Genomic DNA, 17508 nt, shown 5'->3' with positions numbered 1-17508 from the left:
TACAATTTGATTTTGATTAATGAATCCCGCCTCGCATCGGCCTTAAATAGGCTCCGGTCAAACTGTTTCATTCGTTAAGAGGAGTGCTCAACATGATGATGACCTGGGACCGCAACCGTAACGCCATTACTACCGGCAGCCGCGTTTTGATTAACGGCACAGGCAAAACCGGGCTGATTAAAGCCATTCACGGTGAAGGTAAGAATGCCGAGCAAATTCGCCGCAGCAAATGCGTGGAAGTGGAAGGTTGTGAAGGGCAATTTGAACCGACGGAGTTATTCCGCCTGGGCTTACATTAATTGCTAAAAATTACCCGGCCTGCCGCCGGGTAACTGATTTTATTTACGCAGCGCCCTGACCTGCGAAAAACCGTGCTCAAACACGCTGTCAGCGGCACAGATAATCACGATAACATCACCACCGGAGGCTTCATCCAGCAAACGCGCCAGCTCGGCATCCAGCTCCCGGTTCATTTTCGGCATCGCCAGGTGCATTTCCCCAGGATAATCCTCATCTTCGTCAGGCGGCATGTCTTCGATGCGGCTGCCCTTCACCACATAAATCAGCAGGTCATTGTCGTTATGGGTGAGCTCTAGTCTCAAATATTTGCCAACCGGATGTTTAGCCATGCGTTACCTTCAATAGCGTATAAAATAATTTGTCGGCAATGTTAGCAAAGCAAAGAGGATAAAACGATGCAGGACTGGAACCCCGCGCTCTATTTGCAGTTTGAAGCTGAACGTACCCGCCCGGCCGCTGAGTTGGTTGCCCGAATTAACCACCCTGGAGCAAACACCTTTACCGATTTGGGCTGCGGCCCCGGCAACTCCACGGCGCTGCTGCGTAATCTGGCGCCAAAGGCCACAATTACCGGGCTGGATAACTCTCCCGCGATGCTCGCCAAAGCCGGTGCCGCGCTGCCTGACTGCCGCTTTGAAGAGGCGGATATCGCTACCTGGCAGCCCGCGGTGAAGCAGGATGTGATCTTCGCCAACGCCTCTCTACAGTGGATAGCCAACCATAAGCAGGTCTTCCCGCATCTCGCCGCGCAGCTGGCAGACGGCGGCGTGCTGGCGGTGCAAATGCCCGATAACTGGCAGGAACCGACGCATACCTTGATGCGCCAGGTGGCAGATGAACTGGGGATCTCACGTTCAAGCCGCGAAGCCTTGCTGACGGCTCAGGAATATTACGATCTGCTGGCCGAAAGCGGCTGCACAGTGGATATCTGGCGCACGACGTATTTCCACGTCATGCCGTCGGCCCGCGCCATCATTGAATGGTTAAGCTCGACGGGCCTGCGCCCTTACCTGAACGGGTTGGACTCGATTCAACAGGAAGCGTTTCTTGAGCGCTACCACCAGCTGCTGCAGCGCGCCTACCGCAAGCAGCATGACGGTAACGTGCTGATGCCGTTCCCTCGCCTGTTTATTGTGGCGCGGAAAACGGTCTAGAACGAGGTGCCCTGCTGGCGCAGGGCATCAATGTCCTGCAGCGGCGACGCGCCAAATGCCCGGCGGTATTCCCGGTTAAACTGGGAGGGAGAGTCATAGCCCACCTTCCAGGCAATGCTTGCCACATCACCTTCGCAACTCAATAAACGGCGGCGAGCCTCCAGCAGGCGAAGCTGCTTTTGGTACTGCAGCGGGCTCATGATCGTCAGGGCTTTGAAGCGGTGATGCAGGCTGGAGGCGCTCATTCCCACGCGCTTCGCCAGCTCATCAATAACCAGCGGCTCGGCGTAATTCTCTTTGATCCAGTTAATGGCTTCCCCCACGCCTTTGCCCTGCGACCAGCCCAACGCCTGTTTCCAGAATGAAGCCCCGGCGGGAGCGATAACCAGCCGGTAAAGTATTTCTTGCTTGATGAGCGGCGCGAGAGCATTCAGATGCTGCGGGCTGTCCAGCAGCGTGACCAGGCGCAGAAAAGCGGCCTGGAGTTCTTCTTCCGCGGCGGCGACCCAGGCCCCGGTTTTCTCCCCGTTGCCGTCCGGCAGCACCACGTTCATGTTCATGATCAGGTCGGCAATTTCTTTCCCGTCGAGATCGATACGCACGCCGTAGTAAGGCTCTGCTTCGCTGGCACGGGTCACCTGCCCGGACACCGGCATATCCACGGCGGCCAGCGAATAGCTGCCAGGGCCGTATTCCGTGACGTTGTCACCGATGAGCATTTTTTTGCTGCCCTGCAGCACCATGCACATGGACGGAGAAAGCATCCCGCGATTGAGCAGAGTCGGCTGTTCAATGCGAATAAAGCTGAGCCACGGCAGCGCGCAGCTCAGCTCTTTCACCCCGCCGCCGCCCGCCGGGTAACGACGGGCTACGCGCTGGTGTAGCTCTTCAATAATGCGGCCCGAAGGCCGCTCAGATTGTTGCATATTACTGCCCCATGATGGCTTTGGGTTCAAGATACGCTTCCAGCCCGTAAGTACCAAATTCACGACCAAGACCGGACTGTTTAAAACCGCCGAACGGCGCGAGCGGTTCATCATAAACGCCGTTGACGAACACGCGCCCCGCAATAAGCTGACTGGCAACGGCCGCAGTGCGTGCAGCATCTTTCCCGCTGACGTAGGCCTGCAGGCCATAAACCGTATCGTTGGCAATCTGCACCGCTTCGGCATCATCGCGGTAGGTAATGACCGACAGCACCGGGCCAAAAATTTCCTGCTGGGCGATGGTCATGTCGTTACGCACGTTCACAAACACAGTCGGTTTTACAAAGTAACCGCTTTCCAGCCCCTCTGGACGCCCTTCTCCGCCGCAAAGCAGCTCCGCCCCTTCGGCCATTCCGTTACGAATATACTCCTGCACGCGCTGGTACTGGCGGGCAGTCACGGCGGCTCCGATGTTCGTTTTCGGATCCCGCGGGTTGCCGGGTACCAGAATAGACAGATGTTTGAGAATTTGCGCTTTGACTTCTGCAAGCTTGCTTTCTGGCACCAGCAGCCGTGTCCCTGCGATACAGGCCTGGCCGCTGTTCCAGCTCATCACCTGCAGCGCCAAAGGAATGGCGGTGTCCAGATCGGCATCGTCCAGCAGCACGTTGGCAGACTTGCCGCCAAGCTCAAGCGTGACGCGCTTCATGGTGGCCGCCCCATCGCGGGCAATCGTTTTGCCTACCGCCGTTGAGCCAGTGAACGAGATTTTAGCCACGTCCGGGTGACGCGTGATTTCCGCCCCAACCACATTGCCCAAACCAGTAACGATATTAATCACGCCGTCGGGCAGCCCGGCTGCATGCAAGCATTCCGTGATGATCGCCGTTTGCCGGGCGCTGAGTTCGCTGGGCTTGATAACTGCGGTGCTGCCGGAGGCAATCACCATCGACAGTTTGCCGGCGATAAATCCGTAGTTAGCGTTCCACGGGGTAATGAGCCCCACTACGCCCAGCGGCTCCATGACCACTTTCGCCATTCCAGCCTGCGTTTCAAAGGCATAGTCTTTCAGCAGATCGATAGCCTGCAGGAAGCTGTTGTACGAGCGCGCCACGGTGCTTTGGGCGAAAGCGACCGGGCAGCCGTATTCATCCACCATGGTCTCCACCAGCTCATCTTCACGCGCTTTCACGGCGTCGTGCAGCAGCTGCAGCCAAATCATTCTTTGTTCGCGGCTGGAGAGGCGCATTTGCGGAAAAGCGGCTTTTGCGGCGGCGATGGCAAGGCGGGTGTCTTCTTCGTCTGCCAGGCGAACCTGAGCGACAGGTTGTTCGCTGACGGGATGAATTAAGGTCAGCACCTCAGTGCCGTGGGGCGTGACGTGCTGACCGTTAATATAGAGGGTGTCGATGGTTTTCATTTTTTGCGCTCCAGGGGGTGTGTTTGACGCTTAAAGTGTCGTCGAACACGCCCGTTTTCCTGTAGCGCAATCCTGTTTGATGCTTGCACAATCCTGCAAATCAGGACTGTTTTTTCATCTCTCTGCTGGCCACGTTCTGAAAGCGTTTGGCGCGCAGCCAGTCGTAGCACCAGTTATAAGCCACGGTGTACGGCAGGAAGAACAGGAAGAAACCAATCTCTACCATTAGCGCCTGGAGCAGCGTGACGTTCAGCATCCACGCGGCGAGCGGCAGGCCAATCAGAATAAAGCCCCCTTCAAAGCCCAGCGCGTGGGCAACGCGCAGCCCCATGCCACGCTTGCGTGACGGCGGGTAAAATTTATCAAACCCGGCGTTGTAAATAATGTTCCAGACCATTGCGACGGTGGACAGCATGATGGCCAGCGCGCCCATCTGGAACAGCGGTTTGTTCATCAGCCACGCGGCCGTTGGCGCACAGATACCGATGGCGATGGCCTCGAAGCCGACGGCATGCACAATGCGCTCAGACAGGCTTCTGTTGTTTTGCGATTTCATTTTGATGACTCCTTTTTCACAAGGCCGCCATTATCATCGTAATTGTTGATATGATATAGCTAACAGCCATCGATAAAAGCGATAGTTTATGCGTTACTCCCCGGAATCACTGGAAGCATTTTTGCAGGCCGTTGAAACGGGTTCTTTTTCCGCCGCCGCGCGTAAGCTTAAAAAGAGCCAGTCCACCATCAGCAGCGCCATTGCCAACCTGGAGGCCGATCTCGGCGTCACCCTGTTTGACCGCCACGCCAGGCAGCCAACGCTCACCCCGCACGGGCAGCGGGTTTTGCCCTATGTGCAGGCGATTTTTGCCGCCAGCGAGCGGTTGGATGAAGTATCCGTCCGGCTGGCAGACAACGTCGAACCACGCCTGACTTTTGTGCTTTCCGACATGTGGCAAACCGCCCACCACGAATCCATCCTGCAGCAGTTTTCCGATCGTTATCCGGATATCGAATTTGAATGCATTATTGCCGAAGATGAAGACGTAATTGATAGTCTACAGATCGGTCGCGCCCACGTCGGTGTCCTGCGCGTGCAGGAGAGTTACCCGCCGGATATCACCGTCGCCCGTCTCCAGGTCGGCGCAGAAATGACTATTTTTATCCATCGCGATCACCCGCTTGCGAAGCAGACAGAGGTGCGGATGGATGAGCTGCATACCGTGCGGCAGCTGGTGCTTAAAACCTTTGTGCGCCCCGGCAAGGTCGCCGCGCGCGGCCCCATCTGGTCGTCTCCGTCTTTACTGCTGCTGCTTGAGATGGCGGAACAGGGGTTTGGCTGGGGGATTTTGCCGAGCTGGTTGGTGAACCAGTTTGGACACGGCGTGCTTAAGCCGCTGAAGGTGGAAGGCTGGCCGCAGAATCTTGAGGTGGATGTCGCCTGGTCGAACAAAACGCCGCCCGGCCCGGCTGGCCGCTGGATGATCGACCGGCTGCGCGAGCGGCGGTAATAAATCGGCACACACTTGCGGTTGTCACCTCTTGCGCTTTCAGGTTAAAAAATTGTTTTCCCACCAACCGGATCCCGTAAATGAGCGTTATTACACCCCTTTTTGCTATTACCGCAACTATCGCGCTGGGCGCCATGAGCCCCGGCCCAAGCTTTGTTTATGTCGCCCAGAATGCCGTGGCCCGTTCCCGCGCGCATGGCCTGGTGACCGCACTAGGGACTGGCGTCGGAGCGGCGGCGTTTTCACTGATGGCGCTGCTGGGTCTGCAGGCTTTTCTGCTGGCGGTGCCGGTGGCTTATACCGGGATCAAGATAGCCGGAGGGCTTTATCTGCTGTGGCTGGCGTATAAGATCATCAAACACTCGCGCGAACCGCTGCACGTTGGCGCCGTGGGGAAAAGCGATAAAAGCATGATGGCGACTTTCCGCGACGGGCTGTTCACTCAGCTGAGCAACCCGAAAACCGCCGTCGTGTTTGCCAGTATTTTTACCGCGCTGCTGCCGCGCGAGATCCCGGCGTTCTACTACGTCGTGCTGCCGGTGCTGTGCTTTGTGATTGATGCGGGATGGTATTCGATTGTCACGCTGGTGCTCTCTTCCGAGAAGCCGCGCAATGCCTACCTGCGTTTTAAAACCGTAATTGACCGCTTAGCGGGCGGCGTGATGGGGATTTTGGGGCTGAAGCTAATTTTCTTCTCACGCTAAAAAACAGAAAGCCACCCTTGGGGTGGCTCAGACAGAGAGGGATCAGTGAATCCCCAACCGGTGCGCATGGAAAATCTCTTCACGCAGTTCGAGATGAGTTAAACCCAGCAGATCGGCAAACTCCAGCTTAAGCTGCTGCAGGCGGATCAGGAATTGCGCGGGGGTTAACTGCTCTTGTTCACGACGAAGAAATTCAAACGCTAACGTGGTTGGGGTTATCTCGGTGTCCATGGTAATCCTCTGTTGGGTTGTGAAATCGACAGTATTGTACCACCATCGCGCTGTGCAAAAAACAGCCAGGACAGGAATTCTGGCGCTAAACTTTTATAACAACATCAGGACTGAAACATGTTTTCTAAGCATTATGAAGTGGATGAAAGCCATATTGATTTTCAGGGCGTAGTCGACGGCCTGTACTATCCGTTTTACATGGAGTGGACGCGTCACGCCTATATGCGCGAAGCGCTCGGCATTGATATCGAAGAAGAGTTCCGCCAGGGCAAACTCTATATGGTGCTGGAGTATTCTCTGCGTTTTCGTAAGAGCCTGCAGAAAGGCGACAACGTTGAGGTCACCTGCCAGCTTGAGCGTAACGAGAAACGCAACCGCGTGAACTTCGCTCAGCAGATCAAAGTTGACGGCGTGGTCTATGCCGAAGCGACGTTTGTCGCGACCTGCCTGGCCAATGGCCGCCCTTCCATGCCGGAAGCCGTGCTGAACGCGCTGGAACAGCTCTAACGTCGATTAGCGAAGGGCAATGCGCTCTTCGCTAACGCTTCCCCAGCGTCTGGAGGATAAAATCTGTTCTCCACTCCACGCTCCCTGCCGGCAAGGTAATGATTCGATAACCTAGTTTGCTGTAGGTTTCCGCCATAATCTCGGCAGTCTGTACCGCCTCTTCCCAGCTCTGCTTTCTTTCTGCATCCCCGGCATAAATAGCCTTCCAGGGCGGTGCCAGGAAAATATCAGAATGGTAGGAAAACCGCCTAACGGCTTCCAACAGATGATCGGGAATGGGCAACTGCATCAGGGTGAGATAACCCAGGATGTCCGGCACGCCGCGATCGTAAAAACAATAACGTTGTTTTTCGTCTGCGCCATACCAGGAACGCATTTCCCACCCAAGCATCTGCTCAGCAAATGCCGCAGGATCCTGCCAGGGTAAGGCGTGCCCGCCAATTTGCTGCTGGTGCTGAATAATGCTCCTCCCGGCCTCCGGCTGACAATCAAAACCCCGGCGTTTGAGCTCATTAATGAGGGTACTTTTCCCGGAACCTGGCCCGCCGGTAAGCACCACACGTTTCACCTGAATATTGTTCATAAACCTCCCAAACATTATTTTCTTAACTGATTTATGGTGATTCCACGCCCTCGTTCCTGCTACCCTCTGGCAAAAAAGTGAATAAGACTTAGGATCACCCGCATGCAAGAATTTATCCGGCCGGTTTTGAACCTGCCTAACAACGAGAAGAAACTGCTGCTGCACTCCTGCTGCGCCCCCTGCTCGGGTGAAGTCATGGAGGCCATACACGCGTCCGGTATCGAATACACCGTGTTCTTCTACAACCCAAACATTCACCCGCAGAAAGAGTATTTACTGCGCAAGGATGAAAACATTCGCTTTGCGGAACAGCACGGCGTGCCGTTTGTGGATGCGGATTACGATACCGATAACTGGTTTGAGCGTGCGAAAGGTATGGAGTGGGAGCCGGAGCGTGGGGTCAGATGCACAATGTGCTTTGATATGCGTTTCGAGCGTACCGCACTTTACGCGCATGAGCACGGATTTAATGTCATCAGCAGCTCGCTGGGTATTTCCCGCTGGAAAAACATGCAGCAGATTAACGACTGTGGGCACCGTGCCGCCGCGCCTTATGAAGGTATGAGCTACTGGGATTACAACTGGCGTAAACAGGGCGGCTCCGCGCGCATGATTGAAATCAGCAAGCGCGAACAGTTCTATCAGCAAGAGTACTGCGGCTGCGTCTATTCCCTGCGCGATACCAACCTGCACCGGAAAGCCAATAACCGTCCGATGATTAAAATCGGCAAGCTTTTCTATGGGAAAGACGACGAGTCAACGGAAGCATAAAGCGAAGGGTGAAAATCCGGGAGCCTGCCGACATCGATCAGGCCCCGTAATCGTTCAAAATAACCCAGAAGTACCCTGCTTTTTCCCGAGCAGGTTTGCAATTTATAGCCAGCAACCCTGCACATTGCACGGATATATTCTGCTTGATTTTTAAGGCACTTAACGCAAATCAGGGCTTTGCAGTTTGCGTTAAGTGCGATTTCACTGCGGCTACACTAGTGAGAGCGCTTTCTTCGACGTTATTACTCCGCCAGCCCTCGGTTTTTCAGCATCGGTTCGCTGTGCGGATCGTGCCCTCGCCAGTCGCGGTATAACGCTTCCAGATCGCTGCTGTTGCCACGAGAAAGAATTGCCTCCCGGAAACGTTGGCCGCTTTCGGCGCTGAGCCCACCCTGCTCCACAAACCACTGATAACCGTCGTCCGCTAACATTTGCGTCCAGATGTAGGCGTAATACCCCGCCGCGTAGCCGCCGCCGAAAATATGGGCAAAATAGCTGCTGCGGTAGCGAGGCGGGACTTCAGCCAGATTGATATGCTCTTTTTCCAGCGCTGCGCATTCAAAACGCGTCACGTCTTCAATAGCCGTGTCCGGCGCCAGACTATGCCAGTTCATGTCCAGCAGCGCCGCCGCCAGCAGCTCGGTCATGTCGTAGCCTTTGTTGAACTGCGCGGCGCGGAACAGTTTGCTGCGCAGCGACTCCGGCATTGGCTCGCCGGTCTGGTGATGCCGGGCATAGTTAGCAAAAACCTCGGGATGGCTCGCCCAGTGCTCGTTAATCTGCGAAGGGAACTCCACAAAATCTCGCGGTGTGTTGGTCCCCGACAGACTCGCATAGCGCTGGGTAGCAAACAGGCCGTGCAGCGTGTGGCCGAACTCATGGAACAGCGTTATAACATCGTCCCAGGAAATCAGTGCCGCCTCGCCGCTGGCCGGTTTGGTGTAGTTGCAAACGTTGTAGATCACCGGCATGGCGTCAAACAGCGTGGATTGCTCGACAAAGTTCCCCATCCACGCCCCGCCGCCTTTGCTGTCGCGGGCGAAGAAATCACCGTAGAACAGCGCCATACCACGCCCGTCGTTGTCAAAAATCTCCCAGGTGCGCACATCCGGGTGGTAAGTCGGGATATCAAAGCGTTCCACAAAACGCAGCCCGAAGAGCTGGCTTGCGGCCCAGAACACGCCGTTGGTCAGCACGCTATTCAGTTCAAAATACGGTTTAATCTGCCCTTCATCGAGATCGTACTTCGCGCTACGCACCTGCTCGGCGTAAAACTGCCAGTCCCATGCCGTGGCCTGGAAGCCGCCGTTTTGCGCATCAATGACGTCCTGAATATCTTTCAGTTCGCGGCGCGCACGCCCGGTTGCCGCAGGGACAATATTCCGCATAAAGCGCAGCGCCGCATCAGGAGTTTTCGCCATCTGGTCGGCCATTTTCCATGCCGCATAGTTTTCAAAACCCAAAAGCTGAGCTTGTGCAGCCCGCAGCGTAGCCAGACGACCGACGATGGCACGGGTATCGTTTGCATCGTTTCGCTGGGAACGCATCCAGCCAGCCTCGAAGAGCGCTTCTCGCGTGGCGCGATTGCTCAGGCTTTGTAACGCGGGCTGCTGGGTGAAATTCAGCAACGGAAGTAGCCATTTACCCTGAAGGCCTTTGTCCGCCGCTGCTTGAGCCGCAGCCGCAATTTCTGCGCTGGTCAGGCCGTTAAGCGCCTCAGCGTGGTCAACCACCAGCCCACCGGCTTTATCCGCCGCATGAAGACGATTGTTGAACTGGCTGGTGAGCTGGGCGCTCTCTTTGTTCAGCGCTTTCAGCTGCGTTTTATCCTGCTGGCTTAATGTGGCCCCCGCCAGCTTGAACGACTGCCAAGTCACCTCCACCAGCCGCAGGGATTCCGCATCCAGGCTAAGATCGTGGCGCTGCTGATAAACGCTATTCAGCCGGGCGAATAAGGTGTCGTTCAGGCGAATTTCATCGGCAAGCTCAGCCAGTTCGGTGGAGAACTCTTCATCAAGCTGCTGGAGGAAATCGTTGGTGTGTGCCGACGTCATAGCGTAGAACACGGTGGTCACGCGGCCCAACATCGCACCGGTTTTCTCCAGCGCCAGGTAAGTATTTTCAAACGTAGGCTCAGCCGGATTACCGGCAATGGCGGCGACTTCTTCACGCTTGATGCGCTTACCTTCATCGAAGGCCAGTCGGTAATGGTCGTTAGTTATCTCATCAAAATGCGGGGCCTGATAAGGCAATAAACTCGGCTGGAAAAACGGGTTGCTCTGCAACATCCTCTACTCCCGGTGACCTTAAATGTGGGTTAGTTATAGCGCATTTAGCCTCGTTTCTTAAAAGAAAAACTAAGATTACCGTGGCCCGTTAGCGTGCTAAGGTAGTGCCGGACAAAAGCGTTGAGGAACAGAGAGATGATTGTACTGGTTACGGGTGCTACCGCGGGCTTTGGTGAAAGCATTACCCGCCGTTTCGTTAAAAATGGCCATAAGGTTATTGCCACCGGCCGCCGTCAGGAACGCCTGCTCGAGCTTAAAGAAGAGCTGGGTGACAACCTGTTTACGCTGCAGTTGGATGTGCGCAATCGCGCGGCAATTGAAGAAGCGCTGGCCTCCCTGCCGGCTGAATGGCAACAGATTGATATCCTGGTCAACAACGCCGGGCTGGCGTTAGGCATGGAGCCTGCGCATAAAGCCAACGTCGATGACTGGGAAAACATGATCGACACCAACAACAAAGGCCTGGTTTACATGACTCGCGCCGTACTGCCGGGCATGGTCGAGCGCAATCGCGGTCATATCGTTAACATCGGTTCTACGGCAGGAAGCTGGCCTTACGCCGGGGGCAACGTGTACGGGGCGACTAAAGCCTTTGTGCGTCAGTTCAGCCTTAACCTGCGCACCGACCTGCATAAAACGGCCGTTCGCGTGACCGATATAGAACCAGGCATGGTGGGCGGCACCGAGTTTTCCAACGTTCGCTTTAAAGGCGACGATGACAAAGCAGGCAAAACCTACGAAAACGCCAACGCGCTGACGCCGGAAGACGTTACCGAGGCCGTCTGGTGGGTGGCTACGCTGCCAAAACACGTCAATATCAATACCCTGGAAATGATGCCGGTCAGCCAGACGTTTGCCGGGCTGAGCGTCCATCGCGAAGGGTAATTTTGCCGAAAGTCATATTGCAACGGGGCCTTTGTAGCCCCGTTTTTTCATCTTATTACGTAGCGATCAGGCCCTGCCCCAGCCAGCAACGATGATCAGCATCCCACAGAAAGCAATCGCCGCTCCGGTCCAGTCGTAAACGCTGAGCTTCACGCCGTCCACCACGCGCAGCCAGAGCAGCGCCGTCACCACATAAACCCCGCCGTAAGCCGCATAGACTCGCCCGCTGGCCGCCGGATGCAGCGTCAGGAGCCAGACAAAAATCGCCAGCGATAGCGCCGCAGGCAGCAATAACAGCGGAGAGCCGTTGCGTTTCAGCCACAGCCAGGGCAGAAAGCAGCCAATAATCTCCGCCAAAGCGGTGGCAAAAAATAGCAGTGTTGTTTTGATCATATTGTCTTTTCTTCAGTAATAATGATGCCCACTAACTCTGGCATTAGGCACGAATCAGGCCGAATGATATGATTAGTGTCATTAAATTAAAAAGGAAATCTCAATGAACTCAATCCTTCGTAAGTCTTTGTCATGGATGCCGTTAGCCTTGCTGGGGGCTGCGTTCATGGTTTCTGTGCCAACACAGGCGGACACCAATATCATCGTTGTCCAACCGGGCAACAGTAACGGCAACAATACTAATAGCCTGGCCGGGCAGGAAAACTCCATGACCCGCCAACGCGCGGCGGAAGAAAAAGAGCAGTGGAACGACACCCGCACTCTGCGCCAGAAGATGAATCGCCATGACGAAAAAGTGTTCGATCGTGAAGCTGCGCGTGATGATAAAAACTGGAATAAACAGGATGCAGCCCAGGACACCTTCGACAAATGCCAGCAGAGCGCCAACGTGAACGCCTACTGGGAGCCGAACACCCTACGCTGCCTGGATCGCCGCACCGGCCGCGCGATTAATCCGTAACAGCTCCCACCCCAAACGAGGCTTCTGCTCAAGAAGCCTCACCGTCATCTGCGCAAGGATTTGCTATGAGTAACGAACTGCCTATTCGTCTTCGCCCGCTTGAGCGCGAAGATCTCCGCTTCGTCCATCAACTGGACAATAACGCCAGTGTTATGCGCTACTGGTTTGAAGAGCCCTACGAAGCCTTCGTGGAGCTGTCTGACCTGTATGACAAACATATTCACGATCAGAGCGAGCGCCGCTTTGTCATCGACTGCAACGGCGTGAATGCCGGGCTGGTTGAGTTGGTCGAAATCGACCACATTCACCGCCGGGCGGAATTCCAGATAATCATCACGCCGGAGTTCCAGGGCAAAGGGCTCGCCTCGCGCGCGGCCAAACTGGCCATGGATTACGGCTTTACCGTGCTCAATCTCTACAAGCTCTACCTGATTGTCGATAAAGAGAACGAAAAAGCGGTACATATCTATAAAAAGCTGGGCTTTATCGTGGAAGGCGAGCTAATCCACGAGTTCTTCATTAACGGCCAGTACCGCGATGCCATTCGGATGTGCATCTTCCAGCAGCAGTTCCTGGCGCAGAAAACCCCGGAAAAAACCCTGCTGAAGCCGACGGCTCAGTAACCGCTTTTCACAGATGAATGCCGCCTCGCACGGGCGTTCATCTGTCTCTCCCCAGTTTAGTCCGCCTCCTTCTTGCCGCTTCGTCTATTTTCCAGACAATCAGACGGGTTTTTCCTGCAAACCACTCAATGAGAACTAAAATAATAGGGCTGTAAAATTTTGCGTTTAAAAGGCAACGGCTATCAAATTCGTAGGCCCATCCAGATATTAATTATCGATCGTACAGATTATCGTTGTCGGGCATACATATAACGGAGAGCAAAATGAGCAATTCTACTGACTTACACGATGCTTCCTCAGCGAGCGCAGGAAAGTGCCCATTTAACCACGGCCAGAGCACGGACATTGCCGGCGAGGGAACCAGCAACCAGGACTGGTGGCCGCACCAGCTGCGCGTCGACCTGTTGAATCAACACTCCAACCGTTCTAACCCGCTGGACGAAAACTTCAGCTACCGCAAAGAATTTAGCAAACTCGATTATTACGCCCTGAAAGGCGACATCAAAGCGCTGTTAACGGATTCTCAATCCTGGTGGCCTGCAGACTGGGGCAGCTATATCGGTCTCTTTATCCGTATGGCATGGCACAGTGCAGGGACCTATCGCTCCCGCGACGGTCGCGGTGGCTCCGGACGCGGTCAACAGCGTTTTGCACCTCTTAACTCCTGGCCGGATAACGTCAGCCTCGATAAATCCCGCCGCCTGCTTTGGCCCATTAAACAAAAATACGGCCAGCAAATATCCTGGGCTGACCTGATTATTCTCGCTGGCAACGTAGCGCTGGAAAATGCGGGCTTCCGCACCTTCGGTTTTGGTGCCGGGCGCGAAGATGTCTGGGAACCAGATCTCGACGTTAACTGGGGGGCTGAGAAAGAGTGGCTTGAGCACCGCCATCCGGAATCGCTGGCACAGGCCCCGCTCGGTGCGACCGAAATGGGTCTGATCTACGTGAACCCGGAAGGCCCTGAGCACAGCGGCGACCCGCTTTCCGCCGCGCCTGCTATTCGCGCCACCTTCGGCAACATGGGCATGGACGACGAAGAGATTGTCGCCCTGATTGCCGGGGGCCATACGCTCGGTAAAACCCACGGTTCTGCGGCCGCCACCCACGTTGGCGCAGACCCGGAAGCGGCTCCGCTTGAAGCGCAGGGGCTTGGCTGGGCAAACAGCTACAAGAGCGGCGCCGGTGCGGATGCCATTACCTCCGGCCTCGAAGTGGTCTGGACGCAAACGCCAACCCAGTGGAGCAACTACTTCTTCGAAAACCTGTTTGGTTACGACTGGGTACAAACCCGCAGCCCAGCAGGCGCCATTCAGTTTGAGGCGACCAACGGCCCGGATATCATCCCTGATCCGTTTGATCCGTCCAAGAAACGTAAACCAACGATGCTGGTGACCGACCTGACGCTGCGCTTCGACCCAGAGTTCGAGAAAATTTCTCGTCGCTTCCTGAACGATCCGCAGGCCTTCAACGAAGCCTTCGCCCGCGCCTGGTATAAACTGACGCACCGCGATATGGGGCCAAAAGCACGCTACATCGGCCCGGAAGTGCCAAAAGAAGATCTGATTTGGCAGGATCCGTTGCCAAAAGCGACCCACGCGCCGTCCAGCGCCGATATCGACGCGCTGAAAAAAGCCATTGCGGATTCCGGCCTGTCCGTCAGCGAGCTGGTCTCGGTGGCCTGGGCATCAGCCTCAACCTTCCGCGGCGGGGACAAACGCGGCGGTGCCAACGGGGCACGACTGGCTCTCGCTCCGCAGCGCGGCTGGGAAGTGAACGCCGTGGCGGCACGTGCTCTGCCGGTACTTGAAGCGATTCAAAAGGCATCCGGTAAGGCGTCGCTGGCGGATGTTATCGTGCTGGCCGGCGTAGTAGGCATTGAGAAAGCCAGCCACAGCAAAGTACCGTTCACCCCTGGACGTGTGGACGCCACTCAGGACCAGACCGACATCGAATCTTTCGAACTGCTGAAACCAGCCGCCGATGGCTTCCGAAACTATCGCCGCATAGCCAATGCGACCTCAACCGAAGCACTGCTGATCGACAAGGCGCAGCAGCTAACGCTGACGGCCCCTGAGTTGACAGTATTAATCGGTGGTTTGCGTGCGCTGGGCGTTAACTACGATGAGAGCCAGCACGGCGTGCTGACTTCTCGTCCGGGTGAGCTGACGAATGATTTCTTTGTCAATCTGCTGGATATGCGCACCGAGTGGAAAGCCGCTGACGCAGGTTCCGAAGTGTTCGAAGGCCGCGATCGTCTCAGCGGGGAGGTGAAATACACTGGTACCCGCGCCGACCTGGTCTTTGGCTCTAACGCCGTGCTGCGTTCCCTGGCGGAAGTGTATGCCAGCCAGGATGCCGAAGAGAAGTTCGTCAAAGACTTTATCGCCGCGTGGACGAAGGTGATGAATCTCGACCGTTTCGACCTGCAGCAGTAAAACGAAAGGGAGGCTTTTGGCCTCCCCTGGTTGAGCGCTATATGGGAAGGCATTTCGCCTTCCCTTTTTACTGCTTACTCTTCGCCGAAGTGGATCACGGTCCGAATCGATTTGCCTTCATGCATCAGGTCAAACGCTTCGTTGATCTTGTCCAGCGGCATCCGGTGAGTAATGAACGGATCAAGATTGATTTTGCCCGCCATTGCATCTTCCACCATGCCCGGCAGCTGAGTGCGGCCTTTAACGCCCCCGAACGCTGAACCGCGCCAGACGCGGCCTGTCACCAATTGGAATGGACGGGTTTTAATTTCCTGACCGGCCCCGGCCACACCGATAATCACGCTTTCGCCCCAGCCTTTGTGGCAGCACTCCAGCGCGGAACGCATCACGTTCACGTTACCGATACATTCGAAGCTGTAATCCACGCCGCCGTCGGTCAGCTCAACGATCACATCCTGAATCGGCTTCTCGTGATCTTTCGGGTTGATGCAGTCGGTAGCGCCCATTTCACGCGCGAGGGTGAATTTCTCCGGGTTGGTATCGATGGCAATGATTCGCCCGGCCTTAGCCTGCACCGCGCCCTGAATCACCGCCAGACCGATCCCGCCGAGGCCAAATACTGCCACGGTGTCGCCCTCTTTCACTTTCGCCGTGTTGTGTACCGCGCCGATGCCAGTGGTCACGCCGCAGCCAAGCAGGCACACTTTATCCAGCGGTGCCTGTGGGTTGACCTTAGCCAGGGAGATCTCCGCCACCACGGTGTATTCGCTGAAGGTGCTGGTACCCATGTAGTGATAAATTGGCTCGCCATTGTAGGAGAAGCGGGTGGTGCCATCCGGCATCAGGCCTTTGCCCTGCGTGGCGCGAACGGCCTGGCAGAGGTTAGTTTTGCCGGATTTACAGAACTTACACTCGCGGCATTCTGCGGTGTAAAGCGGAATAACGTGGTCGCCCGGCTTCAGGCTGGTCACGCCCTCGCCCACTTCCACCACAATGCCGCCGCCTTCGTGGCCCAGCACCGCCGGGAATACGCCTTCCGGGTCATCGCCGGACAGCGTGAAAGCATCGGTATGACAAACGCCGGTGTGGGTGATTTTCACCAGCACTTCACCTTTTTGCGGGGGTGCAACGTCGATTTCAACAATTTCTAAAGGTTTACCCGGCCCAAAGGCCACCGCAGCACGTGATTTCATTGTTTTGTTCCTTTTGGTGAGGGTGTTTTTATTTTAGATAAGAGCGCAGCAAATTCCCGACTTCCGCCATCCGCAGCGCGCGCTGCTCTTCGGAAGTGTCGCCGGTAACCAGCTCGTCTTTAAGGTGAATTTCCATCATTTCGCCCATCAGGCCGTTGGCTGCCCCACGCACGGCTGCGATCTGCTGCAGAATGGCGAGGCACGGATCGCCGTTTTCCAGCGCGCGCTCAAGCGCCTCAGCCTGGCCGCGAATGCGCCTGACGCGAGTCAAAATGCGTTTTTTGTCTTCTGGAGAGTGTGGCATAGCCGCTCCTTAGGTACTGTAGGGGGGTATAGTACCGTAATTTTTAGGTTATTGATAATTTTATATTTTTTATTACTATCAACTACTTAAAAGAAATACCAAACAGACACCTGGGGACATACACAGTCATTGACATGCCCCCAAATCTGCCCCCAAACGCGATTTTGTCCCCAAATTTGCCCAAAAAATAGCAGTTATGGTCCTCGGCATACTCCCGCCAGGCAGCTTCGACATCATCGGCCATCGCGCGCGAGTCATCTTCCGAAATACCCGGCCTCTGCCAGTTCGGGCGATAGCTGAGCCGGAAAAATGAGCCAACAATATGATCCTGGTGGAGCTGGACGCCGTTTGCTGCATAGCCGTTGTTGCGCACCAGGTCATCGGCGCGCGCGTTTCCACGTTCAAACTGCGGCAACAGCGCCGCATCAGCGTTTTGAGATGCCGGCAGCCACTGCGCCAGCTGGCCACCGAATCCCGCCCCGCCGCCGCTGTACGACTCGTATTCCCGCAGCGGTGTTTTTCCGTCCGGAGCGAGTAATTGCCCGCCGTTATTCATAATCCGAACCTCGCAGGGCGACGGCGGACAGACACAATCCCCAATTCACTCTCAAGATTTGCGATATACGTGCGCAACTCGCTGAGTGTTGCGGATGTAAACGTCACGCTCCGCCCGTCTTTTTGTACCGATGCCACACGCTTGTCGATCAGCAAGTCATGCAGCGCCTTGCGTGCCTCGTCCAGCTCCGCTTTTTGTCGCCAC

The 17508-nt window shown here is 55.8% G+C and carries 21 protein-coding genes and 1 pseudogene; 10 read left to right on the top strand and 12 right to left on the bottom strand.

The genetic code is table 11. The features are described from left to right. Window positions 1-95 precede the first annotated feature (95 nt). Window positions 96-299 (top strand): putative selenium delivery protein YdfZ, encoded by a 204-nt coding sequence (gene ydfZ / locus LH23_RS16020; RefSeq protein WP_039296773.1) that lies wholly within the window; start codon window positions 96-98, stop codon window positions 297-299. A 39-nt stretch (window positions 300-338) separates the two neighbouring features. Here ydfZ and LH23_RS16015 read toward each other — a convergent pair whose 3' ends face one another. Beyond that, on the bottom strand, window positions 339-629 hold the full coding sequence (locus LH23_RS16015) for a hypothetical protein (RefSeq protein WP_039293158.1): 291 nt from the start codon (window positions 627-629) through the stop codon (window positions 339-341). Between the two features lie 66 nt (window positions 630-695). On the opposite strand from LH23_RS16015, the gene tam reads away from it, so the two are divergent. Further along, entirely contained in the window at window positions 696-1454 is a 759-nt protein-coding gene (gene tam / locus LH23_RS16010; protein ID WP_039293155.1) for a trans-aconitate 2-methyltransferase, read from the top strand. Here the strand turns inward: tam and LH23_RS16005 are convergent. The 3 genes from LH23_RS16005 to LH23_RS15995 all read right to left on the bottom strand — a co-directional run bounded on the left by LH23_RS16005 (window position 1451) and on the right by LH23_RS15995 (window position 4356). Beyond that, window positions 1451-2380: an AraC family transcriptional regulator gene (locus LH23_RS16005; RefSeq protein ID WP_039293152.1), complete on the bottom strand. Its 930-nt coding sequence runs from the start codon at window positions 2378-2380 to the stop codon at window positions 1451-1453. The genes tam and LH23_RS16005 overlap by 4 nt on opposite strands. A 1-nt stretch (window position 2381) precedes the next feature. Further along, window positions 2382-3800, bottom strand: coding sequence for an aldehyde dehydrogenase family protein (locus tag LH23_RS16000; protein ID WP_039293149.1), 1419 nt, complete (start codon window positions 3798-3800; stop codon window positions 2382-2384). A gap of 100 nt (window positions 3801-3900) precedes the next feature. Further along, a complete protein-coding gene (locus LH23_RS15995) occupies window positions 3901-4356 on the bottom strand; it encodes a multidrug/biocide efflux PACE transporter (RefSeq protein ID WP_039293146.1) in 456 nt (151 codons plus the stop codon). Window positions 4357-4444: 88 nt separating this feature from the next. Here LH23_RS15995 and LH23_RS15990 point away from each other — a divergent pair, with 88 nt between their 5' ends. Both LH23_RS15990 and LH23_RS15985 read left to right on the top strand, forming a co-directional pair. Beyond that, window positions 4445-5308 carry a LysR family transcriptional regulator gene (locus tag LH23_RS15990; RefSeq protein ID WP_039293143.1) on the top strand — a complete coding sequence of 288 codons (864 nt, stop codon included), beginning with the start codon at window positions 4445-4447 and terminating at the stop codon, window positions 5306-5308. Window positions 5309-5388: 80 nt separating this feature from the next. Next, a complete protein-coding gene (locus LH23_RS15985) occupies window positions 5389-6012 on the top strand; it encodes a LysE family translocator (protein WP_039293138.1) in 624 nt (207 codons plus the stop codon). A gap of 42 nt (window positions 6013-6054) precedes the next feature. Here LH23_RS15985 and LH23_RS15980 read toward each other — a convergent pair whose 3' ends face one another. Further along, the gene (locus tag LH23_RS15980) at window positions 6055-6243 is read right to left on the bottom strand and encodes a YdiH family protein (RefSeq protein ID WP_008459131.1); all 189 of its coding nucleotides are present in this window, start codon (window positions 6241-6243) and stop codon (window positions 6055-6057) included. Window positions 6244-6360: 117 nt separating this feature from the next. Between LH23_RS15980 and LH23_RS15975 the strand changes: the two genes are divergently transcribed. Further along, window positions 6361-6750 carry an acyl-CoA thioesterase gene (locus tag LH23_RS15975; RefSeq protein WP_008459134.1) on the top strand — a complete coding sequence of 130 codons (390 nt, stop codon included), beginning with the start codon at window positions 6361-6363 and terminating at the stop codon, window positions 6748-6750. 31 nt (window positions 6751-6781) lie between these two features. Here the strand turns inward: LH23_RS15975 and LH23_RS15970 are convergent, their stop codons facing one another. Continuing rightward, window positions 6782-7333, bottom strand: coding sequence for an AAA family ATPase (locus tag LH23_RS15970; protein WP_039293136.1), 552 nt, complete (start codon window positions 7331-7333; stop codon window positions 6782-6784). A 102-nt stretch (window positions 7334-7435) separates the two neighbouring features. Between LH23_RS15970 and LH23_RS15965 the strand changes: the two genes are divergently transcribed. Then, a complete protein-coding gene (locus LH23_RS15965; RefSeq protein WP_039293132.1) occupies window positions 7436-8104 on the top strand; it encodes an epoxyqueuosine reductase QueH in 669 nt (222 codons plus the stop codon). Window positions 8105-8346: 242 nt separating this feature from the next. Here the strand turns inward: LH23_RS15965 and dcp are convergent, their stop codons facing one another. Continuing rightward, window positions 8347-10392 (bottom strand): peptidyl-dipeptidase Dcp, encoded by a 2046-nt coding sequence (gene dcp, locus LH23_RS15960; RefSeq protein ID WP_039293129.1) that lies wholly within the window; start codon window positions 10390-10392, stop codon window positions 8347-8349. 135 nt (window positions 10393-10527) lie between these two features. Between dcp and ydfG the strand changes: the two genes are divergently transcribed. Next, on the top strand, window positions 10528-11277 hold the full coding sequence (gene ydfG, locus LH23_RS15955; RefSeq protein ID WP_039293126.1) for a bifunctional NADP-dependent 3-hydroxy acid dehydrogenase/3-hydroxypropionate dehydrogenase YdfG: 750 nt from the start codon (window positions 10528-10530) through the stop codon (window positions 11275-11277). Window positions 11278-11343: 66 nt separating this feature from the next. Here the strand turns inward: ydfG and LH23_RS15950 are convergent, their stop codons facing one another. Next, window positions 11344-11670 (bottom strand): YnfA family protein, encoded by a 327-nt coding sequence (locus LH23_RS15950; RefSeq protein WP_008459149.1) that lies wholly within the window; start codon window positions 11668-11670, stop codon window positions 11344-11346. A gap of 103 nt (window positions 11671-11773) precedes the next feature. Between LH23_RS15950 and LH23_RS15945 the strand changes: the two genes are divergently transcribed. The 3 genes from LH23_RS15945 to katG all read left to right on the top strand — a co-directional run bounded on the left by LH23_RS15945 (window position 11774) and on the right by katG (window position 15251). Next, window positions 11774-12190 carry a DUF1283 domain-containing protein gene (locus tag LH23_RS15945; RefSeq protein WP_039293122.1) on the top strand — a complete coding sequence of 139 codons (417 nt, stop codon included), beginning with the start codon at window positions 11774-11776 and terminating at the stop codon, window positions 12188-12190. Between the two features lie 65 nt (window positions 12191-12255). Then, window positions 12256-12813 (top strand): spermidine N1-acetyltransferase, encoded by a 558-nt coding sequence (speG, locus tag LH23_RS15940; protein WP_039293119.1) that lies wholly within the window; start codon window positions 12256-12258, stop codon window positions 12811-12813. Window positions 12814-13076: 263 nt separating this feature from the next. Next, window positions 13077-15251 carry a catalase/peroxidase HPI gene (gene katG, locus LH23_RS15935; protein ID WP_039293117.1) on the top strand — a complete coding sequence of 725 codons (2175 nt, stop codon included), beginning with the start codon at window positions 13077-13079 and terminating at the stop codon, window positions 15249-15251. 74 nt (window positions 15252-15325) lie between these two features. On the opposite strand, the gene LH23_RS15930 is transcribed toward katG, so the two are convergent. From LH23_RS15930 to LH23_RS23535, 4 genes and pseudogenes are all read right to left on the bottom strand, one after another. Further along, window positions 15326-16444: an S-(hydroxymethyl)glutathione dehydrogenase/class III alcohol dehydrogenase gene (locus LH23_RS15930; protein ID WP_039293112.1), complete on the bottom strand. Its 1119-nt coding sequence runs from the start codon at window positions 16442-16444 to the stop codon at window positions 15326-15328. Window positions 16445-16472: 28 nt separating this feature from the next. After that, window positions 16473-16748 (bottom strand): metal/formaldehyde-sensitive transcriptional repressor, encoded by a 276-nt coding sequence (locus tag LH23_RS15925; protein WP_008459160.1) that lies wholly within the window; start codon window positions 16746-16748, stop codon window positions 16473-16475. A 190-nt stretch (window positions 16749-16938) separates the two neighbouring features. Next, window positions 16939-17304 (bottom strand): annotated as a pseudogene (locus LH23_RS15920) (phage portal protein); the annotation flags it as partial. Further along, window positions 17301-17489, bottom strand: a complete 189-nt coding sequence (locus LH23_RS23535; protein WP_071842735.1) for a phage head-tail joining protein — start codon at window positions 17487-17489, stop codon at window positions 17301-17303. The gene LH23_RS23535 and the pseudogene LH23_RS15920, both read right to left, overlap by 4 nt. Between the last annotated feature and the right edge of the window lie 19 nt (window positions 17490-17508).

Source organism: Cedecea neteri, assembly GCF_000758305.1.
Classification (GTDB): Bacteria; Pseudomonadota; Gammaproteobacteria; order Enterobacterales; family Enterobacteriaceae; genus Cedecea; species Cedecea neteri_C.
This window is presented reverse-complemented; position numbering and strand designations above follow the sequence as displayed.